This is a genomic window from Achromobacter sp. DMS1, assembly GCF_001270295.1.
The window spans coordinates 1-20,911 of record NZ_LHSJ01000022.1 but is presented as its reverse complement, the minus strand read 5'-3'; the positions used below and the strand labels follow the sequence as shown (position 1 = coordinate 20,911).

Here is a 20,911-nt window from a genome sequence, read left to right as displayed (position 1 = left end):
GACGCTTTCAGCCCCAGCGGCCGGGGCAGAATCGTTCGGCCATCGCCAGGCCGCCGCGGCCGGTGACCATATCGGCGAGCGCTTCTCCCACGGCGGGCGCGATCTGAAAGCCGCCGCCGGAAAAGCCGAAGGCGTGCAGCAGGCGAGGCACGTTGCGGCTGAAGCCGATGACCGGATTCTTGTCAGCAAAGTAGCCTTCGATGCCGGACCAGCAGCGGATGACGCTGGCGCAAGCCAGCGCCGGCAGGACCGCGGGAGCCGTGCGCCCGAGTTCCGAGAGCGCGGCTCGGCCGGGCCGCGAGCGATCCCCGGGCAGGGCGACCCCGTATCCGCCTCCCATGACGACATTGCCGCGCGCAACTTGCCGGGCATAGAAGCCTCCGCCTTCCACGCCGAGCGAAACCCCGATCTGCGGCGTCAGCGGTTCGGTGACCAGCATCGTGGGGTATTTGACCTGCAGCGGCAGATGGTCGGAGAACCAGGCGGCGACGGCCGCGCCCCAGGCGCCGGCCGCATTGATCAGGATCTCCGACCGTATCCGCCGGCCGTCGGCAGCGGAGAGCAGGAAATCCCCGCCTTGTGTGTCGGCGTGCTGGATGGCGCAGTTTTCCAGTACGTGCGCGCCGGCGTGCGCGGCGCGCGCGCGAACGCGGGAGCCACGAGGCGCGGATTGGCCTGGCCGTCCTCCGGGCAGAGCGAGCCGCCGGCAATATCGCTTCCCAACGCGGGAAAACGGCGGCGCAGCGACGCGCCGTCGATGATCTCCAGGCCGAGATCGAAATCGCGGACCTTGTCCCGATACGCCGCCAGCTTTTCCAGGTCGGCTTGCGAGCGCGCCAGTTTCAGGTGGCCGGAGCGGACATATTCTCCGTCGGTGCCGATGATCTCGGGCAGGCGCGCCCAGATGCCGTGGGCCCGCTGCGCGAGATGAAGCTGCTCGGGCGACCTGCCCTGGCGCGCACGCCGCCGAAATTGATGCCGCTGCGCGCGCGCGCACTGTCCGCGCTCGATCAGGGCCGTGGCCACGCCGGCCCGGCGCAGCGCCAGGGCGCGCTGGCGCCCACCAGGCCGCCTCCGAGAATGGCGACCTCCACATGCAAGGCGTTCATGGCGCGGCCTCGCCCAGGCTGGCCAGCGCCAAAGGCTTGACGGGGGCCTGGCCGCGCAGCCGGCCGATTTTCGACAATGGCACTTCGCGGCAGCAAGCCAGCAGCTCGGCCGCGCCGGCCTGGCACATGCGCCCCTGGCACAACCCCATGCCGATACGCGTCAACGCCTTGAGCCGATTGAGATCGTCGATGTCATATTGACGGGCGGCGGCGCGCAAAGCGCCGGCGCGAATTTCCTCGCAGCGGCAGACGATGACCTCGTCGCCACAGGACGCCTCGGCCGGCGGCAGCGCGAAGGCGCGGTCCAGGCCTTGCCGGAAACGCGCCAGGCTGCGCTTGATGCGCGCCAGCGCGCGTACACGCGCGCCGTCAACGGCGATGCCATGGTCGGTGAGCATGGCCAGCGCGGCGCGCTCCCGCGCTGTTCGGCAAATGCCGCGCCGGCGATGCCCGCGCCGTCGCCCGCGAGGTAGACGCCCGCCACCGTGCTGCGGCCTTCCGCATCCCGCCTGGGCAGCCAGGCGCGCTGCGCGTCGTCGAAATCGAACGCGCAGTCCAGCAGGTCGGCCAATTGCGTTTCCGATCTCAGGCCATGTCCGACCGCCAGGACGTCGCAGGCGAATTCGACCGCGGCCCCCTCGACGATGGCCCGGACCGTCTCGACCCGTCCGGCCCCCAGCGCGGCATCGATCCGCGCAGCGTGAAACACCGGAATCCCTCGGGCGCGCAGCCAACCGAGGTAGTACAGGCCCTTGGCCAGCGTGCCGGCCTGGTTCATCAGCGCGGGCAGCGCCTTGGCCTGCGAGGCCCTCGACCCGTAGTCCAGCACGGCCTGGACCCGGCCTCCGGCGCGGGCATATTGATAGGCCACCAGATAGAGCAAGGGGCCGGACCCGGCGAAAAGGATGCGAGGCCCGAGCAGGCAGTGCTGGCCCTTCAGGGCGATCTGCGCGCCTCCCAGCGAGTAGACGCCCGGCAGCGTCCAGCCGGCAAAGGGCAGCACCCGGTCTGTGGCGCCGGTGGCCAACAGCAGGTGCGTATAGGGCAGCGTATCGAGCTCCCCTTCGCGCACGAGATCCAGCAGGCCCGGGGAGGCATTCCACACCGCCGTGCAGGGCCGATAGTCGGCCTGTGCGGCGAGTTCCGCTCCCGCGGCGTGTATGGATCGCGCTTTTCTCCACTCGAAGCCGTAGCGCTCGCGGGCGCTGCCGCGGGCGATGGCGCCCTGGCGATAGATCTGGCCGCCGGGCAGGGGGGCTTCGTCGATGACGGTAGGCCGTACACCGTAGCGCAGCAGCGTTTGCGCGGCGCGCACGCCGGCCGGGCCGGCGCCCACTATCACCATGTGCGGCTCCTGCGGCCGTGCCGGCTTGTCCGGGCCTGGCGCGCTCATGTGCATGGAATCTCTCCCGGTTGTGCGCTGACCAGTTCCATGCCGTCCCGGGCCAGCGTGGAGCAGGCGCGCAGGCGCTTTCCCGCCGCGGTCTGGACCCAGCAATCCTGGCAGGCGCCCATGAGGCAGAAACCGGCGCGCGGCGCTCCTTCGCCCAGCGTCAGCCGCGGACGTTCGCCGGCCAGCAACAAGGCGGTCAACACGGTATCGCCCTCATGCGCCCGCAGAGGCCGTCCGTTCCAGGTGAGCTGCAGGACGCGGGCGGAGGGAACGCGCACGCGGCGCATCAGCGGTTTCATGCGGCGGCGCCCGTTTGCCGCATTTGCGACAGCGTGCGGTCCGGCAGGATGATGTCGGCGTCGTAGCGCAGGTCGAGCAGGGCCGGCATGGCGTGTTCCTTGGCGTGGGCCAGGGCCGCGTCATAGGCGGGCGCGAAGTCCTCCGTGCGCGTGACGGTTGCCCCGAATGCGCCATAGCTGCGCGCCAGCAGGGCGAAATCCGGGTTGACCAGCGCTGTGCCGAGCGCCCGGCCGGGGTAGGCACGTTCCTGGTGCATGCGGATGGTGCCGAACAGCCCATTGTTGAAGACCAGGACGACGATGCCCAGCCGATACTGCACGGCCGTGGCGAATTCCTGCATGGTCATCTGGAAGCAGCCGTCGCCCGCGAAGCAGATCACCGTCGAATCGCGATCATGCAGCTTGGCGGAAATAGCCGCCGGCAGCCCATAGCCCATGGCGCCGACCGCGGGCGCCAGTTGACTGCCCAGCCCTTTGAAGGCGATGTGCCGGTGCGCATACAGCGCATAGTTGCCGGCACCCACGGTAACGCAGGCTCGCTCGGGCAGTGTGGCGGCGACGTGGCGGGCCGCCGCGTTCAGATCCAGCGGGCCCGGCGTGGGCGGCAGCGCCGGCGGCGAGGGCGCCGCCTGCGCGCCGGGACGGCGCGGATGCCAGCCCAGGCCGGGCGCCAGCTCGACGGCCGCCTCGGCAAAGCCGTCCATGGTGGAGACGATGCCGAGATCGGGCGCGCACACGCGCCCGATCTCGTTGGCGTCGGGATGAATATGAACCAGCGTCTGGCGAGGCTGGGGAGAGGCCAGCCATTCGTAGTTGATCGTGGTCGGCTCGCACAGGCGCGTGCCCAGGGCGATGACCAGATCGCTCTCCATGACGGCCCGCTTCTGGTGCGCGGGCATGCTGGCGCTGACCTGGCCCACGAAGTTGGGATGGTCGTTGTCGAACAGCTCCAGCGCCGCCACGCCGTCGCCACCGGCAGGTCGAAACGCAAGGCGAAGTCGCGCACGCCCGCGCGCGCGGCCGCCGACCAGCGGGGCCCGCCCAGCAACAGCAGCGGGCGCTCGGCCGCTTCGATCATTTCGCGCAGCCGTTGCAGGTCCGGCGCGACCGGCCTTGCGCGCGGCGGGCAGGGCAACGCGGCAAGCGGAGCTTCGGTGTCCCGGGCCAGCATGTCCTTCGGGCAGCGCCAGCACGACGGGGCCGGGGCGGGCGGCGGTGGCGATGCTCCAGGCGCGGGCCAGGTATTCGGGAATGCGGTCCGCACGCTCGATCTGGGCGGCCCATTTCGCCAGCGGGGCGTACATGGCGCGATAATCCACCTCCTGAAAGCACTGGCGGTCGGCGGTGTCGCCGCCGACCTGGCCGATGAACAGGATCATGGGCGTGGAGTCTTCCCGCGCAGTGTGTACCCCGATTGCGGCGTTGGCGGCTCCCGGGCCGCGCGACACGAAGCAGATGCCCGGCTGGCCGCTCAGCTTGCCATGCGCTTCGGCCATGTAGGCCGCGCCGCCCTCCTGGCGGCAGACCACGGTTTCGATAGTCTCCCGGCGGGAATGAAGCGCGTCGATGCAGGGCAGGAAGCTCTCGCCCGGGACCATGAAGACGCGCTTGACGCCATAGGCTTCGAGCTGCGCGACCAGCAGCTCGCCGCCGCTGCGGCTGCCTGCGTCTCGCCCGGTCATGCCGCCGCTCCTTGCAAGGCGCGCGCCACTTTCTCCGCGCCGTAGTCGCGTTCCGCGGCGGCGCGGCTCACCTTGCCGCCGCCGACGTCGCGCCGGATGGCTTCCGGATCGCGGTCGGCGGGCGCGCCGTACCCCCCGCCGCCCGGCGTTTCGAGGCGCACCGACTGGCCGGAGGGCAGCGGATGGCCGGAGATCTTGTTGGGCAGGCGCTGCGCATCGGGCCGGCCGGGGTTCTGCACGACATGCGACGTGCGTCCCGCCAGGCCGCCGTTCAGGCCGGCCGCGCCGAACAGGGCGGCATCGCACCGGATCGAGCAGCTCAGCTGATCGTGCAGCGAGCGAATCTGGCGCGCGATGCCCATGCCGCCGCGATGGCGGCCGGCGCCACCGCTGTCGGCGACCAGCGCATATTCCTCGACCAGCAGGGGGTACTCGATCTCCAGCGCCTCCGCGGGAAGGTTGGACGTGTTGGTGACGTGCACCTGGATGCCGTCCATGCCGTCGCCCTGCGCCCGTCCGCCCGCGCCGCCGCCCAGGGTTTCCAGGTACACGAACGTGCCCTTGCCGTCGCGCATCGGGCCGGAGAAAAGCATGGAGGGCATGACGTCGTTGCAGGACGCCATGGCGCGTTCGGGCGGCAGCAGCTGGCCCAGGGCGCCGATCACCGTGCCGGCCACGCGCTGCGCGGTCGTTACCCGCGCGCCCACCGCGGCCGGAAACCGCGGATTGGCAATCGTGCCTTCCGGAGCGGTGATCGTGATGGGCTGGAACATGCCGTTGTTGGGCATGAGTTCCGGGTCCAGCATGGCTTTCACCGCGAAGTAGACGCTGGCCTGCAGGGCGCTGGCGGGAAGATTGAAAGCGCCGCGCGCCTGTTTGCCCGTGCCGGTGAAGTCGACGTGGAGCTGGCCGTCCCGGGCGTGCACATTGGCCTGGATGACCACCGGATCGCCGCCCATGCCGTCGTCGTCCATCTTCTCCGTGAACGATACGGTGCCGGAGGGCAACTGGGCAATGCGGTGGCGCAGCCGGCGCTCGGTGTATCGCAGAATGCTCTCAATGGCATTGAGCACGGTCCGCAGGCCCGACTGTCCGACCAGGTCGAGGATCAGCCTGGCGCCTTTGTCGTTGGTTGCTATCTGGGCGCGGATGTCGTGCATCCGGTTGTCCGGCTCGCGGGTGTTGTGCGCGATCATCTCCAGCAGATCCAGGTCCAACTCGCCTTCGCGCACGATGCGCATGGCGGGCAGGCGGATGCCTTCTTCCCAGACGGTCTTCAGGTGATGCGACGTTGAACCCGGCACCGCGCCGCCCACGTCGGTATGGTGGCCGATGTTCGCGGCGAAAAAGCGCAGTTCGCCTTCGCAGAACACGGGCGTTACCACCGTGATGTCCGGCGCGTGAGTGCCGCCGGCCAGGTAGGCGTCGTTGCACAGGAAGGCATCGCCCGGGCGTATCCCGGCGTTGCCGTAGCGTCGCAGCACGGCCTCGATGCCTCCGGAGAGCGAGCCCAGATGCACGGGGACGTGCGCAGCCTGGGAAACCAGGCGGCCGGCGGCATCGAACAGCGCCACCGAGCAGTCCTTGCGTTCTTTGATGTTGCTGGAGAAGGACGAGCGGATCAGCGTGTTGCCCATCTCTTCGGTAATGGACAGCAGGCGGTTGCTGAAGACCTCCATTTCAATGGGGTCGAACACGTCCGCGTCGGCGTGAGAGGTCGGTCGGGTGGCCATGGCGGTACGCCCTACAGGTTGAGGTTGACGATGAGGTTGCCGTACTGATCTACGCGCGCCTGCTGTCCCGGCAGGACAACGGTGGTCGAGCTCATTTCCTCGATCACGGCCGGGCCGTCCACGGGCGCATCCACGGGCAGGTGGGCGCGCCGGTAGACCGGCGTGTCTGTCCATCCTGCCGCCTCGAAATAGACCTTGCGCCGTTCTTTGACCGCATCGGAAAGGCTGGCGCCTCCGGCGACGCGGGCCAGCGGGGCGCGGGGCACCAGCCCCACGGCCCGCACGCGCAGATTCACGATCTCCACCGCGCGGTCGGCGGCGTCGTAGCCGTATTCGCGCACATGAGCGGCGCTGAATGCGGCGATGAAGTCGTCCAGCGCCATGAGCCGCATGCCATCCAGCGGCACGGGGATTTCGAAGTTCTGCCCCTGGTAGCGTGCGTCGATGACGGCCGACAGGCGTTGCGCGCTCTCAGCCACGCCTTCGCTGTCCAGCCAGGCGCGCGCCTTGTCCGCAAGGCTGCCCAGGGTTTTCCGGACGACTGCCCACCCCGCTGGCTTCGCATGGGCCATCAGCGTCTGTACGAAGTCCATCGAGATGTCGGAAAGCAGAATGCCGCGCGCGCACATGGTGCCCGGCTCCTGCGGGATCAGCAATGCGCCGATGCCGCAGTCGCTGGCCAGTTCGGCCGCGTGCAAGCCGCCCGCCCCGCCGAAGGCGCAGAGTACGAACTTGCGGATATCGTGCCCCCGCTCCGTCGAGACGGCGCGCACGGCGCGCGCCATGTTCGAATTGGCGATGCGCAGAATGCCGAAGGCGGCCTCTTCGATGCTCAGGCCCAGCGGGCCGGCGATCTGCGCCTGCATTGCCGCGCGCGCGCGCTCGGCATGGACGGCCATGCGGCCTTCCAGCAGAGCAACGGGATTCAGGCGGCCCAGCACGACGTGCGCATCGGTAAGCGTCACCTGCGCGCGCCGCGGTCATAGGCTATGGGGCCGGGCACCGCGCCGGCGCTCTGGGGACCGACCTTGAGCGCGCCTGCGTCGTCGATGCGGGCGATGCTGCCGCCGCCCGCGCCGATGACGTGCACATCCACCATCTGGGTCTTGACCGGATAATCGGCCACCAGCCGGCTCGACGTGAACAGCGGCTGCAACGCCGCGACCAGGGAAACGTCCGTGCTGGTGCCTCCCACGTCGAAGGTGATCAGGTTGGGAAAACCTGCCGCGCGCCCCAGCTCGGCGCCCCGATCACGCCGGCGGCGGCCCCGATACGCAGGTTCGGACCGGGGCCGAGAGAACGGATTCGACCGACATCAATCCGCCATTGGAATGCACCGTGGCCGGCTGCGTCGCGACGCCCATGTCTTTTACGGAATTCACGAGATTCCGCATATAGGCCGCCATCCGCGGGCCGACATAGGCGTTCAGCGCCGTCGTCGACATGCGTTCGTATTCGCGGAACTCTGGGAGGATTTCGCTGGATACGCTCAGGTAGATGCCAGGGAGATGTTCGGCCAGAATGTCCCGTGTCCGGCGCTCATGGGCATTGTTGCGATAGCTGTGCATGAAGCAGATGGAAACCGACTCCACCCGCGCTGCGGCCAGCTCGCGCGCGACGGCCACGACTTCGTCCTCGTCGAGCGGTTGCAGCACCGAGCCGTCGGCGGCAATGCGTTCGGTGATTTCGAAGCGCCATTCGCGGGGGGCGAGCGGCTCCGGCTTGACGACGTTGTAGTCGTACAGATGGGGCCGGGTCTGCCGGCCGATTTCCAGCACGTCGCGAAAACCGCGGGTGGTCACCAGCGCGGTGCGCGAGCCCCGGCGCTCGATCACCATGTTGGTCGCGACCGTGGTGCCGTGGCCCACGTGAACCAGCTCGGAACCGTCTATGGCGTGCTCGCGCATCAGGTGGGCCAGACCTGCCTGGATGGCTTCGGAAGGATCATGCGGCGTGGAGGGCACCTTGAAATAGTGCAGTTCGCCGGTATGTTCGGCCAGCAGTGTGAAGTCGGTGAACGTGCCTCCCACGTCGAAGCCGACGCGAAAGCGGCGCGCCCGGGGCGGTTGCGGTATGGGTCACAAGGGTCTCCAGGATGCTGGCGCGCACTGCGCCGGAAGTGGAATGACCCGAATGCTATCGACGCCCCGTCATACGGTCCAATCAAAGATTGGTATCAGTTGTTATCATGGATATGAATGACGAAGCCGGGCTTTCTTCCCCTAGTACGCATGGGGTTCGGGCCGCGCCGTCTGGTCGAACACCATGCCTTGCGCTTTGCATACCTTGAGGATTTCCTCCCGCAGCCAGCGATGCGCGGGCAGGTTGTCGGAACGTTCGTGCCAAATGAGGTTGACGGTGCGAGGCACGAAAGGAAAAGGCGCTTCGACCGCTTCCAGCAGGTGGCTGTACGGGCTGTTGCGCACCGTGTTGACCGGCACCACGCAGATCAGGTCCGTTTCGGCCAGCAGTCGCGGCGCAAGCGCGAATTGGTTGATCGTAAGCACGACATTGCGCTTGTACCCGTGCGCGGCCAGCTCGTGATCGATGAGCGCCGGCGTGCCGAGCAGGCTGACCATGAGATGGCGTGCGCGCAGGAAGCTGTCCAGCGTGAAGCGGGGCTGCGCCAGCAGCGGATGGCCCTTGCGCATGGCGCAGACATAGGTCAGGGTCTCGAGCGGCAGCGTGCGCAGCGAAGACCCGAAATTCGAGTACACGCCCGCCGCCATGTCGACCTCGCCTTTTTCCAGGAGCAGGCCGGCGTTGTCCAGCGAGTAGGGATGCAGGTGGATGCGGACATTGGGCGCCACTTCCTGCTGTTCGACGAAGAGCGGGCGTATGACCTGGTCGGCCACATAGTCCGACATGGCGAGCCGGAACACGGCTTCGGAGCGGGCAGGGTCGAACTCGTTGCGCTCCAGCGTGTCCGAGATGCGCGCGAGGGCGTCCCGGATGGGCGGCCACAGCAATTCGGCGCGTTGCGTGGGCAGCACGCCGCCCGGCACCTTGACGAACAGCGGGTCTTTCAAGGTGAGCCGCAGGCGATTGATGGCATTGCTTACGGCGGGTTGCGTCATGTGCAGGGCCGCGGCGGCGCGCGTCACGTTCCGCTCCGTCATGACGGCATCGAAAATGCGCAGCAGGTTCAGGTCCATGGCGGCGAGCATGCGGATTTCCTGTTATCAGTTGCGGTGATGACGATTCATTTTAATTGTTGATTGGCCATATAACGCCAGGCCGCTTAACCTTGCCCACGTTCCAGCGCGGTTCCAGAGCGCGGTCCAGTGCCCGCAGTTCAAGTTTCCATACCAACCGGGGGAATCCATTGATGGTCAAGAACCTGAAGTTTCTGGCCGCCGCCTGCGTGGCGGCCCTGGCTGCCGCGCAGGCGGCGCGCGCGGACAATTTTCCCAGCAAGCCGATCACCATCGTTCTGCCCTACGCCACGGGCGGCTCGGCGGACATGCTGGCCCGTTTCGCGGCCCAGGGGCTGCAAAGCGAGCTGGGCCAGCCGGCGATCGTGGAGGCCAAGCCCGGCGCGGGCGGCGTGCTGGGCACCGAGTACGTCGCCAGGGCGGAGCCCGACGGCTACACGCTGGTGCTGACCGCCAGCGGCACGATGGCGGTCAACCCCTATGTCTACAAGCTGCGCTACAAGCCCTTGGAGGATTTCAAGCAGATCACCGTGCTTGTCGATCTGCCTTTCGTGGTGGTCACCAACAATGAGTTCCCCGGAAAGAACCTGAAGGAGTTCATCGATTACGGTCGCCAGCATCCCAATGGCATCACCTTCGGCAATGCGGGCCTGGGCACGCAGCAGCATCTGACGCAGCTCATGTTCGCGCGTGCCGCCGGCATCCAGGTGAACATCGTTCCTTACAAGGGCAGCAGCCCGGCCATGAACGATCTGCTGGGCGGGCACATCAACGCCGTGCTGGACAATACCGGCGTGCAAACGCCGTTCATCAAGGCCGGAAAAGTGCGGCCGTTGTTCGTCACCAACCCGGAGCGGGTGGCCGCCCTGCCTGACGTGCCTACGGCCTCCGAAGCGGGCTTGCCCGGTTTTTCAGCCGTCGCCTGGTTCGGTCTTGCCGCGCCCAAAGGCACGCCGGACGCGGTCGTGGAGAAGATCCAGCAGGCCGTGGCCCGCGAATTCGCCAAGCCTGAAATGAAGCGCCGCCTGCTGGATCTGGCCATGATTCCGCGTGTGTCCACGCCGGCGGAAGCCACGGCTCGCGTCAAGGACGATCTGCAGGCATTCGGCAAGATCGCCAAGGAAGTCGATCTCAAGCCGATGTGAGCAAGCTTGCGGCGCGCCGGTCCTGTGCGCCGCCGCTCTCACCCGAACACCCTGCACACAGGACTCGCGCAGGGCGTCGCGTCGCCGGCCGGAGCGAGCCGGCCGCCGCGGCCGGGCCTCAGCGCTGTCCGTCGTGCACCGACACCGCTTCCTTGGTGAGCCCGCCCAGGCGCGAATGCACGCGGCCTCCGGTGCCCATGACGAGCGCGAAAAGGATTTCGTTGGCGCGGGGGGCGTCCTGGATGCCGATTTCGATACTGTTGAAGTGGCTGCGCACGTAGGAGGCATGGATGTAGTGCACCGGCACCATCATGCGGTAGCCGGCCACGGCCACGGCCTTGACGGCCGGCACCATGGCCCTGGGCTCGCCCAGCACGCTGCGCATGGCCCAGCCGCCGGCTTCGTGCCAGACCGCGCCGTGTTCCATCTCGCCGTCCAGGCCCACGATGGCGGCTTTGCTGTAGACCTCGATGTTCTCTTTGCCGCCCAGGGTTTCGACCAGCTCGGTGGCCAGCAGCGTGCCCAGGCTGCGCAGCTCGGCCATGAAGGGCATCAGGTCGGGCTCGTAGCGGCCGGCGTAGGGGTTGCGGATCACCGCGCACGAGGCGGCGAGCCTGAGGGGTTTTTCGGGGGGCGGGCCGTTCTCGTGGAACGTGGTTTCGACGATGAGGCAGCGCTTGCGGATATCGATCAGCGACATGGACGGGATTCCTGGTTCGGGAGAGTCGGGAAGAGGGTTATTGCGGCGGGATGCCGGTTTCCTTGACGATGGCGGCCCACTTGCCGATTTCGGCGCGCACGAAGGCGCCGAACTCGGCCGGGCTCTGGGTCTTGACCGTGAGGCCCTGGCGCGCGTAGGTCTGCCTGAGCTCGTCGCTGCCCAGCGCCTTGTCCAGCGAGCGGGACAGGCGGTCCTGCACCGGCTGCGGCAGGCCGGCCGGGCCCATCAGGCCGAACCACACGGTGAGGTCGAAGCCGGGGGCGCCGGTTTCGTTGAGCGTGGGAATGTCGGGCGCGAGCGCAAAGCGCTCCGGCGTGCTGACGCCATACGCCTTGACCTTGCCGGCGCGGGCCTGCTGCAGGCCGTTGGCGAGATCGGTGAACGTGAGGTCCACGGTGCCGCCGATCACGTCGGTGAGCGCCTGCGGGCCGCCGCGGTAGGGAACGGGCGTGACCTCGATATGCCCCATGGCCGCGAGCTTGGCGCCGAAGACCTGGGCGCTGCCCGAGCCGTAGGCGTAGGTCAGCTTGCCGGGATGCCGGGCGCCGTAGGCGTACAGGTCGGACACCTTGGTGCCGGGCATGCGCGGCGAGCCCACCAGCAGGTACGGGGTTTCGGCCACCGCGCCGATGGGCGAGAGATCCTTGGCGGGATCGTAAGGCAGGTCTTTGAACAGGCTCACGCCGCTGGCCGCCGTGGAAACGCCCACCACCACCAGGGTGTAGCCGTCGGGCCTGGCCCTGGCCACATCGTGCGTGCCGATGATGCCGTTGGCGCCCGGCTTGTTCTCCACCACCACGGGCTGGCCCAGGTCGTCGGCCATGGCCTTGCCCAGGCTGCGGGCCACGACGTCGGTGATGCTGCCGGGCGGAAAGGGAACCACCATGCGGATGGGGTGGCCGGGGTAGGTCGTGGCCTGGGCGGCGCCGGCCAGCAGGGCGGCGCCCCAGGCCGAGCGCAGCCTGAGCGCGGCGGCGGTGTGCTTCATGGCTTGTCTCCTGTCTGATGTCGTTATGGGCGTCGCCGGCGCTCAGGCCGGCGCGGGAGCGTTCAGCCGCTCCAGGTAGCGGTGGATTTCGGTGTTGTCGGCGCCGGCCGGCATCTCCTCGCGGGCGCGCTGCCACAGCTCGGCGCACAGCGACAGCTGCGCGGCGGACACGCCGGCCAGGGACTGCAGCGCATTGGCGGTGCGCAGGTCCTTGGCCATCAGCGCGAGGGAGAAGCCGCCGTTGTAGCTGCCCGGCACGATGAACTGGCGCAGCTTGGTTTCGGTGGCCACGTTGCGGCCGCTGGACGCGTTGAGCACGTCGGTGAACACGTCCAGGTCCAGGTCCATGCGCCGGGCGATCAGCAGGGCCTCGCTGGCGGCGAGCAGCCCGGCGGCGTAGACATAGTTGTTGAGCGCCTTCATGGCGTGCGCCGATCCCGTCGCGCCGGTGCGGATGAGCGAGGCGCCCATGCGGGACAGTATCGGGCGCACGCGCTCCAGGTCGTCGGCTTCCGCGCCCACCATGATGGCCAGCGTGCCGGCGGCGGCCTTGGCCACCGCGCCGGAAACCGGGGCGTCGATCAGCGTAAGGCCGGCCTGCCGCAGGCGCGGCGCCAGGCGCAGCGTTTCGGCGGGGTTGGACGAGCCCATGTCGAGCAGCACAGCCCGGCTTGAGCAGCGCCGCCAGCCCGGGCCGCCCCGGCTCGCCTTCGATCACCGCGCTGGTGACGGTGCTGTCGGGCAGCATCGTGATGACCACGTCGCACCCGGCCAGGTCCTGCAGGCCCGCCGCCGGGCGCAGGGTCCTGTTCCAGGCGGGGTGCGCCGCCAGGCGCGCCAGCCGCGCGGGATCCCGGTCATAGGCCAGGATGCCGAAGCCGTCCCCGCCGCCGGCGAGGTTCTCGAGCATCGGCAGGCCCATCATGCCCAGGCCGATAAAACCTATGTTCATCTTCATGCTTTTCCTTTATCGATTCGACCTGAAAGTTGCGCCAGGCCATCGACGGAATGCTAATGAACGGCAGGAATGAGCGGTTATGCTAAGTTGCGCAGGGGATATAACAAACGATTATCGGATTGGCCATGAGATTCAAGCTGAGGCAGATGGAAGTGTTCAGGGCGGTCATGCTGACCGGCTCCATGAATGGCGCGGCAAAGCTGCTCTTCGTGTCGCAGCCGGCCATCAGCCGCCTCATTGCCCATACCGAGCAGAGCCTGGGCCTGCAATTGTTCGAGCGCGACAAGGGCAAGCTCACGCCCACGCCGGAGGCGCACCGGCTGTTCCAGGAAGTGGGGCCCCTGTTCGAGGAGGCCCTGCGCATCGACGAGCTCGCGCGCGACCTGGCCGAGCGGCCCGAGGGCGCGCTGACGCTGTGCTCCAGCCCCAGCCTGGCGCTGAATTTCGTGCCGCCCGTGATCGCGCAGTACCTGGAGCTCTACCCCAACGTGCGCCTCAAGTACCACACCACGCTGCTGGCCGACATGGCGCACGAGCTGCTGGGCCGCAAGGCGGAGCTGGCCGTGTCGGTGCTGCCCATCGACCATCCCAATCTGGCGGTGGAGCCGCTGGCCACGGGCGAAATGGTCTGCATCCTGCCGCAGGGGCATCCGCTGGCGGCGCAGCCCGACGTGGGGCTGGCGGAGCTGGCCGCGTACCGGCTGATTCTCTACAGCCGCAATATTCCCTTCGGCCAGCTCGTGGCCGCCGCGTTCCAGCGCGCCAACGTAAGCTGGAACGCGGCCGTGGACATCGTGCGGGCCGAGCTGGCCTGCGCGCTGGTGCGGGTGGGCGCCGGCGTGGCCATCGTGGACCAGTTCTCCGTCGGGCAGCAGGGATGGCCGGGCGTGGTGACGCGGCCGCTGCGCGAGTCGATTCCGCTGTCGCTGAGCCTGGTGCGCTCGCGCTTCGAGCGCCCCAGCCGCCAGGTGCAGCGCTTCGTGCGCCTCATCAAGGAGCACGCGCGCCATGCGCCGGGCCTGCGGCCCGGCGGGGCGTAGACGCCCGGCCGCGGACCCGCGGCCTCAACGCAGCGCGGCTGCCTTGACGCGCCGGTGCAGCCAGGCGGTCAGGCCGAAGTTGACCGCGGCCAGCGCCGTCAGTATCCACAGCGTGCCCGCCGCGCCCGCGTGCGTGACGAGAAAGCCGCAGGCCAGCGGCGTCAGCGCCTGGCAGAGCAGGGACGAGCGGGCCAGCCTGCCCATCACGGCGCCAGCGCGGACTGCGGCACCAGGGCGATCGGCAGCGTGCCGCGCACCAGCGCGCGCAGGCCGTTGCCGATGCCGTAGCACACGATGCCCGCCGCCGCGGCCCGCGGGTCCAGGCTGACCAGCAGCAGCCCGATCGCCACGAAAGCGGCCGAGACGAGGGCCATCCAGATGGGGTGCAGGCTTTTTATGGAGAACGTGATCACGCGCATCAGCACCATGCTGGGACCGATGAGCGCGCTGAGCGCGATGGCCGAGGCTAGCGTGTGCCCGGCGCCTTGCAGCAGCACGATGATCTGCACCGACACCGCCGTCATCAACAGGGCGGCAATCGAAAACACGAACGACAGCAGCCAGTAGTCGCCGGCGGAGATGCCCGGGGGCAGCGCCCGCCTGCCGCGGCCGGCGGGCTTGCGCGCCGGGAGCGCGGCGGCCGCGGGCGCGTCCGGAGGCAGCGCCTTGAGGTAAAGCGGCGCGATGCACAGCGCCAGCACGGCGGCATAGGCCCAGCAGGTCGCGCGCCAGCCCAGCGGGCCGGTCATCCAGGCCAGCGCGGGCCAGACCACGGTGGTGGCGAATCCGGCGATGAGGGTAATGGCATTGATGACCGGGCGCGCGCGCTGTCCGTGGCGGATGCCCAGCGTGGTGAAGAGCGGATCGTAGAGGCCGCCGGCCATGCCTACGCCGATCAGGCACCAGCCCGCGATGAACGCGGGAATGCCGGGCGCGGCGCCCACGACGCACAGGCCGGCCGCCACGATCCAGCCCGACAGGATGAGCACGCGGCGGCCATGCCCGCGCGCGATGTACACATTGGCCTGCGGCGAGAGCAGGCCGGAAACCAGCACGCCAGCCGTGAGGCCGCCGTAGATCCAGGTCATCGACCAGCCCGTATCGCGGTGGATGGGCTCGGCCAGCACCGACAGCAGGAAGAACGATCCGCCCCAGATGAGGATCTGGGCGATGCCCAGCAGCACGCTGGCGGAGAAGGGAATGCCGGCTTCGGCCTGCGCCTTCCCGGGCGGCGGGGCGGGGTTGCCCGAGCCGCCGTCGCCCCGGCGGCTTGCGGATGGGGGCGCTTCCATGGTCATCGATTCTCCGGCGCGCTGGCGCGCCATGCCAATAAAAGGGTTGGGGGATGGGGGGAGTCCGCCGCGGAGCGGCAAACCGCCGGCATTGTCGCGCACGCGGGGCCGCCTTGCGCGTTTGCGGCAGCCAAAGGTACACTTGTATTAACATCAATACAACATATCGGGAGACAACTGTGTTCAGACATCTGGCCATGGGCTGCGCCATCGCCGCGGCCTGCGCGTTCGCCGCTCCGTCCGGAGCGCAGGAAGCCGCCATCAAACTGGTGGTGGGCGCGCCGCCCGGCGGCACCACCGACACCGTGGCCCGCAGCATCGGCCAGCGCATGAGCCAGGATCTCAAGTGCACGGTCGTGGTCGAGAACCGTCCGGGCGCAGGCGGCAACATCGCGGCGGACTACGTGGCCAAGAGCAAGGCGGACGGCAGCACGCTGCTGGTCACTTTCACGAGCTTCTCTATCAATGCTTCGCTCTACCGCAACCTGCCGTTCGACCCGGTCAGGGACTTCACGCCCATCAGCATGCTGGCCAACGTGCCCAGCGTGCTGGTGACGCGCAAGGATTTTCCGGCGAAGAACATGGCGGAGTTCCTGCGCGAAGTGAAGGCGCATCCGGGCAAGTACACCATGGCGATCGGCGCCCTGGGTTCGTCGCTGCACATGGCGGGCGAGCGCATGAAGATGATGGCGGGCCTGGAGATCCTCAACGTGCCCTACAAGGGCACCTCGCCGGCCATTACCGATCTGCTGGGCGGGCAGGTGGACATGATGTTCGCCAGTTCGCTCAACGCGCTGCCGCACATGAAGAGCGGCGCGCTCAAGCCGCTGGGCGTGACCAGTCCGCAGCCGCTGCCGCAGTTTCCCGGCGTGCCGCCCATCGGCGATGCCATCAAGGGTTTCGAGTCCAATGCCTGGTTCGCGCTCTTCGGCCCGGCCGGCCTGCCGCCGGAGACGGTGGCGGCGCTCAATGGCGCGGCGCGCAAGGCGGTGGACACGCCCGAGTTCCGCCGCCTGCTGGAAGGCGAGGCCGCCACGGCCGTCAGCAGCACACCCCAGGCGCTCGGCGACTTTGTGCGCGAGGACATCGCGCGCTACGCCGAAATCGTCAAGTTCACCGGCGCCACGGTCGACTGACCCGCGCGCCCTCGTCCGGAGCCGTCCGTGTCCAGGAATCCGTTGCCTCTTTATCACCAGGTCTATCTGCTGCTCAGGCAACGCCTGACGGCGGGCGGGTTCCCCGCCGGCGCGGCCATGCCGGGCGAGAACGCGCTGGCCGCCGAGTACGGCGTGTCGCGCCTGACCATGCGGCGTTCGCTGGAGGCGCTGGAAGCCGAGGGCCTGATCGAGCGGCGCCAGGGCAAGGGCACCTTCGCCGTGGACCGGGGCTGGGTCGACGCGCCGCAGCCCAGCGCCGACATGGATTCGCTGATGCGGCATCTCGCCAGCATGGGCATGCAGACACAGGTGCGCCTGCTGTCGCTGGAGGCCGAGCCGGCTTCGGCGGCGGTGGCCGCGCACCTGGAACTGGAGCCCGGCGCCCTGGTGCACCGCTCGGTGCGGGTGCGCAGCCATGGCGGGCTGCCGTTCTCGTATCTGGTGACGGTGGTGCCGGGCGACATCGGCGCCCGCATCCGCGAAAAAGACCTGAACAGCCGGCCGCTGCTTGCCATCTTCCGCGAGCTGGGCGTGCGCGTGGCGCGCGAGCGGAGTTTTTCCGCCGCGCTGGCCGACCCGCAGGCGGCCGCCGCGCTGGATGTGCAAATGCCTGAACCCAAACTCCCGGAGCCTTTATACCTCTGCATTGACCCCACCGCCGGGGATGATTTTCGACGAGGCCATTGCAACCACCTTTTCGATGGACCCAGCCCTACTGCTTGAGGCACCTGTCTACCTGGCGTTAATGGCGGCGGATGGTCATACCGATCCTGACCCGTTGTCTGTGCTTGAAGCCATCCGCAGGTACTCGAAACGAATCACCGTCTATGTGCAACGAGGACGGATTCAAGTGCCCCAGATTGCCAAGCCCAATCCATTGTTTGGGTTTCTGGAGGAAATGGTCGTCGAGGTAACGGCCCCTGGCGGAGGCGTCTTCCATCCAAAAGTCTGGGCAATCCGTTTTGTCAGCCCCGATCAAAGCAGCTCGATGTATCGTCTGGTGGTCCTGACGAGGAACATGACCACCGATCAGTCCTGGGACCTGTCACTTCAGCTCGAAGGCACGATTACAGGTAGGAAGTCCAAATCAAATAAACCGCTGGCACATTTCTTCAAGACACTTCCTGATCTGGCTACCGGACCAACGGAATCGGGCAGGAGCGAGCAAGCTCTCAGATTCGCGGACGAGCTACATCGAGTCCAGTGGGAACTCCCCGACGGCTTTGACGAGCTGACCTTCTATCTTCCAGGAACGAAAGGGTTTGACTGGGAGCCTCCCATGGCAAATCGGATGGCCGTCATCTCGCCGTTCTGTTCTGACGAAGCCCTGCGGGCACTGACGAAAAAAACCAAGGCCGCTGATGCTCTCATCTCACGCCCTGAGTCATTGTCAGCCCTGAAGAAGGAGACTCTCGAGCTCTTCACGCAATGTCTTCATCTGGACGACGCGGCGGAAACCGAGGATGGCGAGGAAGAAGAAGCCACCGAACAGCCGCTTGCGACCGGTCTTCATGCAAAGGTCTATCTGTTTGAGACCCGGTACTATTCAGACTATACCCATGTGATCATGGGGTCCGCGAATGCAACCAACGCGGCGCTGAGCGCTTCGAAAAATATCGAGATTCTGGTCGGGCTGGTTGGCCGGAAGAGTAAAGTTGGCGGCATCGACGAGCTTCTTGGCGCTGACGGATTAGGTGAATATCTTGTCGATTTCGACACGAGCAAGGAAGCAGAGATTGATGCGTTCCGGCAGGCGGCTGAGGAATCCGTTGAGAGGGCTCGCTCCCGGATAGCTGAAGCAGCTCTGTCCATCGAATGCAGCCCGGGATCGAAGGACGGCCTGTGGGCATTGGTGTTGACGGGAGAAATCCCATCCCTTGATGGGATCGTCAGTGCTATTGCATGGCCGATAACCGTTACTCGGGACTTCGCGGTGGATATTCTTAACGGCGATGCTAACGGTGGGATCGGCCTCGGAGAGTTCTCCGCCTCTTCTGTAACGGGGCTCATCGCGTTTGAGCTTAAGACCAACCATCCGGACGTTTCGGCCCGGTTTGTTCTGAATATTCCCGTTACCGGCGTTCCAGAAGAACGCAACTCTGCCATCCTGCAAACCGTGATCAGCAATCAGGAGGGATTCCTGCGTTATCTCCTACTGTTGTTGGGGGATGATAAGGTATCCGGACTTGATCCAGGTAGTGGCTCCGGGCTTGCCAAATGGTTGGCCCGGTTAGCCGACGGTGAGGATATCCCGCTACTGGAAGAGCTGACCCGCACGTACAGTCGACACCCGGAGAGACTGGCGGAAATCTCGGGGCTGGTTCGTGATCTGTCCCAGGGAAGCAAGAATGCGATTATCCCCGAGGATTTTTTAGACCTCTGGACGGTTTTTGAATCGGCTATCGGGAGGCGTGATGCGTAGCAACCGCTTTTTATCAACTCCCGCCTTGGCCGGTCTGAAAGATTTCCAGAGGAAGACCGTGGATTACGTCTTCAAGCGGCTCTATGGCGATGACCCAACTTCCCGTTTTCTGATCGCCGATGAAGTTGGACTCGGGAAAACGCTTGTCGCTAGGGGAATCATTGCCAAGACCTTGGAGCACCTTCAGGACGAGGTGGATCGGGTCGATGTGATCTACATCTGCTCCAATGCCGCCATCGCAACCCAGAATGTCAATCGGCTCAATGTCAGCGACACTGATGGTTTTTCAATCGCCACGCGGCTGACTTACCTTCCCAGACAAGTGCGGTCACTACGAAAGAACAAGGTGAATTTCATCAGCCTGACGCCCGGCACCGCCTTCGACCATGCGCGTAGTCGAGGGGGGCATGCCGACGAACGGGCTATCCTCTATCGGATGCTGTACGACTTGCCCCTGGCGCAAAATGAACGACGCAGACGGCTGCGCGTAGGCCTCCTCAACATTCTTCAGGCGACAGCAGGTAAGGACAACTGGCGAGCCAAGGCCAAAAAACTCCCAGCAGAGGATCTGGATGTAGACCTTTCCAAGGCCTTCCGTCGGGCAGTTATTGAGGATGCCGAACTGTATGCGGCCCTTAAGGAAGGCTGTGAACGCTTTGCTCGTTACCGGGACTACAGCAAAATCCCCTGGGAGGACTCCGAACTTCGCTACGACCTGATCGGAAAACTCAGAAGTAAGCTGGCTTCAGTGTGCCTTTCCGCGCTTGAGCCCGATCTGGTCATCCTTGATGAGTTCCAACGATTCAAGCACCTGTTGGATGGCGATGACGAAGCCTCCATGCTGGCGACCGCGCTCTTTGAACATCCCGACGTTCGCGTTCTCCTGCTGTCCGCAACGCCCTACAAGATGTTCACCCTCGACCAGGAGAATGACGAGGACGACCACTATCCAGATTTCATCAGGACGCTGAACTTCCTCTTCAATGATTCCGGTGAGGTCGATGCGGTCAAAAATCTCTTGTCAGAACATCGAACGACGCTCCATGCCTGCGCGAAGGGGTCGGTATGTCAACCGGGGAAAAAGGCCGAACTTGAACGAGCGCTCCTGAAGGTCATGTGTCGAACAGAACGGGTCGCGACGACTCGTGATCATAACTCGATGATGACCGAGATTGAACGGATGGCTCCCCTTACGCCAGCGGACCTTCAGCACGCCGCGACGGTTGACGCGGTGGCAATCTGTGTCAAGGCCGGGGAGCCAATCGAATACTGGAAGTCTGCGCCTTACCTGATCAACTTTCTGAAGCATTATGAGCTGCGGCATAAGCTGGATGCCCAGTTGAATGCCCCTTCAGATGCTCTTCGCGGAACTCTTTCGTCGGCAAATGGGCAGTTGCTGACGAAGGGTAAATTTGAAGGCTATCAGGCTCTCGATCCTGCCAATCCGAGGATGCGCGTACTTTTTGAAGACACGATTGATAAGGGCATGTGGCAGCTTTTATGGATGCCGCCTTCCATGCCGTATATCGAGCCTGGCGGCGCATACCAGGACAAGGATGGCTTGACCAAGGCCCTTGTGTTTTCCTCTTGGAGTGCTGTTCCGGACGCGATTGCGTCGATCTGCTCCTACGAAGCCGAACGGAAGATGATCGCCGGAACCTCGGTTTCCCACAGCGAACTCTATGACAAGATTAAGCCATTGCTGCGGTTTGCGGTGGCCTCAAATGATAATCGCCTGACTGGTATGCCGGTTATTGCCTGGTTGTTAGCGCCGGTGTAATACTGACCCACCCCGTCGGAGTAAATCTGACCCACCT

The 20,911-nt window shown here is 66.4% G+C and carries 17 protein-coding genes and 3 pseudogenes; 6 read left to right on the top strand and 14 right to left on the bottom strand.

The window, feature by feature from the left end:
- Nucleotides 1-7 precede the first annotated feature (7 nt).
- The 9 genes and pseudogenes from AD428_RS27475 to AD428_RS04590 all read right to left on the bottom strand — a co-directional run bounded on the left by AD428_RS27475 (nucleotide 8) and on the right by AD428_RS04590 (nucleotide 9,383).
- Nucleotides 8-1,026, bottom strand: a pseudogene (locus tag AD428_RS27475) (NAD(P)/FAD-dependent oxidoreductase).
- Between the two features lie 79 nt (nucleotides 1,027-1,105).
- Nucleotides 1,106-2,508 (bottom strand): annotated as a pseudogene (locus AD428_RS04615) (FAD-dependent oxidoreductase).
- Complete coding sequence (locus AD428_RS04610; RefSeq protein ID WP_053244337.1) at nucleotides 2,499-2,801, bottom strand: (2Fe-2S)-binding protein; 303 nt, start codon at nucleotides 2,799-2,801, stop codon at nucleotides 2,499-2,501. The pseudogene AD428_RS04615 and the gene AD428_RS04610 overlap by 10 nt, the downstream one beginning before the upstream one ends.
- A complete protein-coding gene (locus AD428_RS04605; protein WP_235489091.1) occupies nucleotides 2,798-4,483 on the bottom strand; it encodes a thiamine pyrophosphate-dependent enzyme in 1,686 nt (561 codons plus the stop codon). The genes AD428_RS04610 and AD428_RS04605 overlap by 4 nt, the downstream gene beginning before the upstream one ends.
- Nucleotides 4,480-6,216 carry a hydantoinase B/oxoprolinase family protein gene (locus AD428_RS04600; RefSeq protein ID WP_053244336.1) on the bottom strand — a complete coding sequence of 579 codons (1,737 nt, stop codon included), beginning with the start codon at nucleotides 6,214-6,216 and terminating at the stop codon, nucleotides 4,480-4,482. Before AD428_RS04600 ends, AD428_RS04605 begins: the two co-directional genes overlap by 4 nt.
- Before the next feature lie 11 nt (nucleotides 6,217-6,227).
- Nucleotides 6,228-7,181, bottom strand: a complete 954-nt coding sequence (locus tag AD428_RS29250) for a hydantoinase/oxoprolinase family protein (RefSeq protein ID WP_369798695.1) — start codon at nucleotides 7,179-7,181, stop codon at nucleotides 6,228-6,230.
- The gene (locus AD428_RS29245) at nucleotides 7,178-7,411 is read right to left on the bottom strand and encodes a hydantoinase/oxoprolinase family protein (protein WP_369798694.1); all 234 of its coding nucleotides are present in this window, start codon (nucleotides 7,409-7,411) and stop codon (nucleotides 7,178-7,180) included. The genes AD428_RS29250 and AD428_RS29245 overlap by 4 nt, the downstream gene beginning before the upstream one ends.
- A gap of 55 nt (nucleotides 7,412-7,466) precedes the next feature.
- A complete protein-coding gene (locus tag AD428_RS29240; protein ID WP_369798693.1) occupies nucleotides 7,467-8,246 on the bottom strand; it encodes a hydantoinase/oxoprolinase N-terminal domain-containing protein in 780 nt (259 codons plus the stop codon).
- A gap of 192 nt (nucleotides 8,247-8,438) precedes the next feature.
- A complete protein-coding gene (locus AD428_RS04590; protein WP_053244335.1) occupies nucleotides 8,439-9,383 on the bottom strand; it encodes a LysR family transcriptional regulator in 945 nt (314 codons plus the stop codon).
- Between the two features lie 161 nt (nucleotides 9,384-9,544).
- Between AD428_RS04590 and AD428_RS04585 the strand changes: the two genes are divergently transcribed.
- On the top strand, nucleotides 9,545-10,516 hold the full coding sequence (locus tag AD428_RS04585; RefSeq protein ID WP_053244334.1) for a Bug family tripartite tricarboxylate transporter substrate binding protein: 972 nt from the start codon (nucleotides 9,545-9,547) through the stop codon (nucleotides 10,514-10,516).
- A gap of 118 nt (nucleotides 10,517-10,634) precedes the next feature.
- Here AD428_RS04585 and AD428_RS04580 read toward each other — a convergent pair whose 3' ends face one another.
- The 3 genes and pseudogenes from AD428_RS04580 to AD428_RS04570 all read right to left on the bottom strand — a co-directional run bounded on the left by AD428_RS04580 (nucleotide 10,635) and on the right by AD428_RS04570 (nucleotide 13,183).
- Nucleotides 10,635-11,216, bottom strand: coding sequence for an amino acid synthesis family protein (locus AD428_RS04580; RefSeq protein ID WP_053244333.1), 582 nt, complete (start codon nucleotides 11,214-11,216; stop codon nucleotides 10,635-10,637).
- Nucleotides 11,217-11,253: 37 nt separating this feature from the next.
- Nucleotides 11,254-12,225: a Bug family tripartite tricarboxylate transporter substrate binding protein gene (locus tag AD428_RS04575; RefSeq protein WP_053244332.1), complete on the bottom strand. Its 972-nt coding sequence runs from the start codon at nucleotides 12,223-12,225 to the stop codon at nucleotides 11,254-11,256.
- Between the two features lie 42 nt (nucleotides 12,226-12,267).
- A pseudogene (locus tag AD428_RS04570) lies at nucleotides 12,268-13,183 on the bottom strand (NAD(P)-dependent oxidoreductase).
- Nucleotides 13,184-13,308: 125 nt separating this feature from the next.
- Here AD428_RS04570 and AD428_RS04565 point away from each other — a divergent pair.
- Nucleotides 13,309-14,223, top strand: coding sequence for a LysR family transcriptional regulator (locus AD428_RS04565; protein WP_053244331.1), 915 nt, complete (start codon nucleotides 13,309-13,311; stop codon nucleotides 14,221-14,223).
- A gap of 24 nt (nucleotides 14,224-14,247) precedes the next feature.
- Here AD428_RS04565 and AD428_RS26990 read toward each other — a convergent pair whose 3' ends face one another.
- Nucleotides 14,248-14,427: a hypothetical protein gene (locus AD428_RS26990; RefSeq protein ID WP_235489088.1), complete on the bottom strand. Its 180-nt coding sequence runs from the start codon at nucleotides 14,425-14,427 to the stop codon at nucleotides 14,248-14,250.
- Nucleotides 14,427-15,515, bottom strand: coding sequence for an MFS transporter (locus AD428_RS04560; protein WP_200907995.1), 1,089 nt, complete (start codon nucleotides 15,513-15,515; stop codon nucleotides 14,427-14,429). The genes AD428_RS26990 and AD428_RS04560 overlap by 1 nt, the downstream gene beginning before the upstream one ends.
- Before the next feature lie 197 nt (nucleotides 15,516-15,712).
- Between AD428_RS04560 and AD428_RS04555 the strand changes: the two genes are divergently transcribed.
- From AD428_RS04555 to AD428_RS04540, 4 genes are read left to right on the top strand one after another with little or no spacing between them, the layout of a single operon-like run.
- Nucleotides 15,713-16,651, top strand: coding sequence for a tripartite tricarboxylate transporter substrate binding protein (locus AD428_RS04555; protein ID WP_053244364.1), 939 nt, complete (start codon nucleotides 15,713-15,715; stop codon nucleotides 16,649-16,651).
- Nucleotides 16,652-16,678: 27 nt separating this feature from the next.
- Nucleotides 16,679-17,395, top strand: a complete 717-nt coding sequence (locus AD428_RS04550; protein WP_082308255.1) for a GntR family transcriptional regulator — start codon at nucleotides 16,679-16,681, stop codon at nucleotides 17,393-17,395.
- Nucleotides 17,337-19,094, top strand: coding sequence for a phospholipase D family protein (locus AD428_RS04545; protein WP_082308254.1), 1,758 nt, complete (start codon nucleotides 17,337-17,339; stop codon nucleotides 19,092-19,094). Before AD428_RS04550 ends, AD428_RS04545 begins: the two co-directional genes overlap by 59 nt.
- Nucleotides 19,087-20,874 (top strand): DEAD/DEAH box helicase family protein, encoded by a 1,788-nt coding sequence (locus AD428_RS04540; RefSeq protein WP_235489072.1) that lies wholly within the window; start codon nucleotides 19,087-19,089, stop codon nucleotides 20,872-20,874. The genes AD428_RS04545 and AD428_RS04540 overlap by 8 nt, the downstream gene beginning before the upstream one ends.
- Nucleotides 20,875-20,911: the final 37 nt, after the last annotated feature.

Coding starts and splice junctions, on each gene's coding strand:
- AD428_RS26990 (WP_235489088.1), bottom strand. CDS start 14,427: ATGGGCAGGCTGGCCCGCTCGTCCCTGCTCTGCCAGGCGCTGACGCCG.
- AD428_RS04600 (WP_053244336.1), bottom strand. CDS start 6,216: ATGGCCACCCGACCGACCTCTCACGCCGACGCGGACGTGTTCGACCCC.
- AD428_RS04590 (WP_053244335.1), bottom strand. CDS start 9,383: ATGCTCGCCGCCATGGACCTGAACCTGCTGCGCATTTTCGATGCCGTC.
- AD428_RS04540 (WP_235489072.1), top strand. CDS start 19,087: ATGCGTAGCAACCGCTTTTTATCAACTCCCGCCTTGGCCGGTCTGAAA.
- AD428_RS04605 (WP_235489091.1), bottom strand. CDS start 4,483: ATGACCGGGCGAGACGCAGGCAGCCGCAGCGGCGGCGAGCTGCTGGTC.
- AD428_RS04545 (WP_082308254.1), top strand. CDS start 17,337: ATGATTTTCGACGAGGCCATTGCAACCACCTTTTCGATGGACCCAGCC.
- AD428_RS04610 (WP_053244337.1), bottom strand. CDS start 2,801: ATGAAACCGCTGATGCGCCGCGTGCGCGTTCCCTCCGCCCGCGTCCTG.
- AD428_RS04560 (WP_200907995.1), bottom strand. CDS start 15,515: ATGGAAGCGCCCCCATCCGCAAGCCGCCGGGGCGACGGCGGCTCGGGC.
- AD428_RS04580 (WP_053244333.1), bottom strand. CDS start 11,216: ATGTCGCTGATCGATATCCGCAAGCGCTGCCTCATCGTCGAAACCACG.
- AD428_RS04575 (WP_053244332.1), bottom strand. CDS start 12,225: ATGAAGCACACCGCCGCCGCGCTCAGGCTGCGCTCGGCCTGGGGCGCC.
- AD428_RS04565 (WP_053244331.1), top strand. CDS start 13,309: ATGAGATTCAAGCTGAGGCAGATGGAAGTGTTCAGGGCGGTCATGCTG.
- AD428_RS04585 (WP_053244334.1), top strand. CDS start 9,545: ATGGTCAAGAACCTGAAGTTTCTGGCCGCCGCCTGCGTGGCGGCCCTG.
- AD428_RS04555 (WP_053244364.1), top strand. CDS start 15,713: ATGGGCTGCGCCATCGCCGCGGCCTGCGCGTTCGCCGCTCCGTCCGGA.